The organism is Pseudomonas aegrilactucae (genome assembly GCF_019168305.1).
In the GTDB taxonomy this organism is placed as follows: Bacteria; Pseudomonadota; Gammaproteobacteria; order Pseudomonadales; family Pseudomonadaceae; genus Aquipseudomonas; species Aquipseudomonas aegrilactucae.
In genome coordinates, this window is record NZ_JAHTBI010000081.1 from 1 (window position 1) to 2762 (window position 2762).

At 54.0% G+C, this 2762-nt stretch carries 2 protein-coding genes and 2 pseudogenes; all 4 read left to right on the plus strand.

All coding sequences use genetic code 11. The features are described from left to right. Positions 1–1211, plus strand: a pseudogene (locus KUO17_RS20875) (IS3 family transposase); the annotation flags it as partial. A gap of 82 nt (positions 1212–1293) precedes the next feature. Next, positions 1294–1489, plus strand: a pseudogene (locus KUO17_RS27290) (RHS repeat-associated core domain-containing protein); the annotation flags it as partial. 576 nt (positions 1490–2065) lie between these two features. Continuing rightward, positions 2066–2488, plus strand: a complete 423-nt coding sequence (locus KUO17_RS20885; RefSeq protein WP_217977402.1) for a hypothetical protein — start codon at positions 2066–2068, stop codon at positions 2486–2488. 61 nt (positions 2489–2549) lie between these two features. Continuing rightward, positions 2550–2762: hypothetical protein (locus KUO17_RS20890; protein ID WP_217977403.1), on the plus strand; the 213-nt coding region annotated here is incomplete at its 3' end.

The following is a 2762-nucleotide window of genomic DNA, read 5'->3' on the forward strand; positions in this document are numbered from 1 at the left end:
AAGGTTGATCGGGAGCAGGCCCGTCAGGATCAGAAACGTATTAAACAGCTTGAGCGCGAACTGCGCCGCAAGGATAAGGCGCTGGCTGAAACAGCCGCGTTATTGGTGCTGCGAAAAAAGCTCAACGACTACTGGGGAGTAGACGACGAGGACAATTGACTGCTCTGCCGGAACGGCAACTGCTGGTGGCTTGGCTGACTGAGGCGATGAATTCCGGAGCACGGAAATTGACGGCATGTCAGGAAGTTGGCTTGACGCTCAGAACGTTGCAGCGCTGGACTAAAACGGAAGAGGTGGCGGCGGATGCACGCACAACTACAGTTCGCGCAACCCCACCGAACGCGCTGAGCGAGCACGAGCGACAAGCGATTCTCAACCTGTGCAACAGCGCTGAGTATGCTCACTTGCCACCTAGCCAGATCGTGCCGAGGCTGGCCGATAAGCAGCTCTATATAGGCTCGGAGTCGACCTTCTACCGGGTGCTTCGGGCTGCTGGACAGCGAGAACGCCGAGGGCGCGCTCAACGCCCTGGGCGTCATGCCGAGCCGACAACGTATGCTGCCTGCGCACCTAACCGGGTGTGGTCGTGGGATATCACATACTTGCCGTCTTCGGTGCGTGGAAAATACTACTACCTGTACTTGATCGAAGACATCTACAGCCGCAAGACTGTGGGCTGGGAGGTACACGAGAACGAAGACGGCGCCAAAGCTGCAGTGTTGCTGCAGAGAAGTGTGATCAGCGAACAGTGCTTGAGAGAGCCGTTGGTGTTGCACTCGGACAACGGCACGCCGATGAAGTCGGCCACGTTGCTGAGCAAGATGTACGAGCTGGGCATAACACCGTCCCGCGGCAGGCCGCGTGTCAGTAATGACAACCCATACTCGGAGGCGCTTTTCAGAACACTGAAGTACTGCCCGCAATGGCCGACCAAGGGCTTCGAGACCCTGGATGCTGCACGATGCTGGGTGCGTGATTTTATCCGTTGGTACAACCACGAACACCGACACAGCCGAATCCGCTTCGTCACGCCAGCAGAGCGTCATCGAGGTCAGGACAGGCAAATCCTAGCCCTGCGCCACGAACTCTATGAGCGCGCTCGAAATAGGAATCCGGAGCGATGGTCAGGACGCACTCGCAACTGGGAGCCGATTGGTACGGTGCTGCTGAACCCTGATCGGGAACAACAGCACGTGAAGCAAGCCGCATAGTTGGATGGTTGACGCGACAACTACCTTGAAAAACGCCGCGGGCAAGCCCGCTCCCAAAGAATTTTTCGTACAAAGCCTAGAGTTGAGCAACCCGATCCGTTTTCAGGGGCAGTATCACGACCATGAGACTGGGCTGCATTACAACCGGTATCGGTACTATGATCCGGAGGTTGGGCGGTTTATCGGGCAGGATCCGATTGGTTATGCAGGTGGGTTGAACCTGTTTGCGTATACGCCGAATCCGGTTGGCTGGATCGATCCATTAGGTCTTACCGGAGATCCAGCAACAGCGACGCATGTTACATATCAAGCAATTGATCAGAAAACAGGTAAGCCGTATATAGGTTATGCAAGTAAGCCTGGAGGTAGGGTCGGTGTTGACGTTGTAAAGTACCGATATGGTGGGAACTATGAGCGCTTTGGGGGGGTACGGCGCCGGAGGTTGTATGTCGTGGGTATGGTCAAAATGGAAAAGATACTGCGAGAGGATTAGAGCAGCATTATTTTCTAGAGAACGACGGGCGAGAAGGCACTGCGAATCGACAAAATCCGGTTGGTAAGAATAATAAAAGGCGTCAGGAATACGCCGATGCCGCTGATCGGCATTTAAATTCTAAAGACAATAGTGGCTCTGTAGTGTGTGAACTTTAAAGGGGTGGGTGGGTTGAAAAAAGAATCGTATGGAAATCTGGCCATTTTATTGTGATCGAGGTTAGGGAGAATCTTTATACTGTCGCTCGAATGACTGGGAAGACAGTTCTTTGCGTCTATGATGTTTTTCGAGAGGACGATTACTGGTATGACATCAATTGGAGTGGGGTTGAGCGCTTTTTCAAGTCTTTGTTGGGTCTGTGGTGCAAAAAAATTTAGGGGTACGTAAAATTTCTGTAGAAGGGATTCAATCTCGATTCCTTACACCTCAGCGCTACTGGATAAAGCCGTATACGTCATTGGATGGGACGCACTTTAAAGGTGGTCGAGAAACGTTTTCTTTTTATGGTGGAAGGCTTCTAGATGTAGGAGGGGGTGAGAATCCAGAAACATACGGGGCTCCTGTGATAAAACACGATCTGTCTGTTTATGATGATCGAGAGATTATTGAAAAATATGAGCTTACAAATATGTGGGGCGATCTTGATCTCGCCGACAGGTTAGCCCGCTATTACGATACGGGTGTCAATCGAGACGACCTTAAGTTTGAGGTTTTTCCGGGGCTCTGGGACGATCGTGAAAAGCTGCGCCCCCTGACTCGTCGATTGCCCGTTCCATTGAGGTGACGAGTCCAGACACCTCGTTGAGTAATCCGGCCAAGGCCCTGCTGAGCCGCGAGGTGCTGGCATGAGCGAGTCCGCCAAACCCCGCGAACCCCAGGTCGCGGTCGCCCCGCTCAACACCCTCGACGCCAAGGACGTGGGCCGCGGCGCCGCCGAGTTCGATGCCTGGCTGCAATCGGTCAGCGGGGGTGTGGTCACCCTGGAGCGCATCAAGTCCGTGGCCGGCGCCTTGCCGGTGGTGGGCAACATCATGGCGTTGGTCGATGCGCTGGGCGAT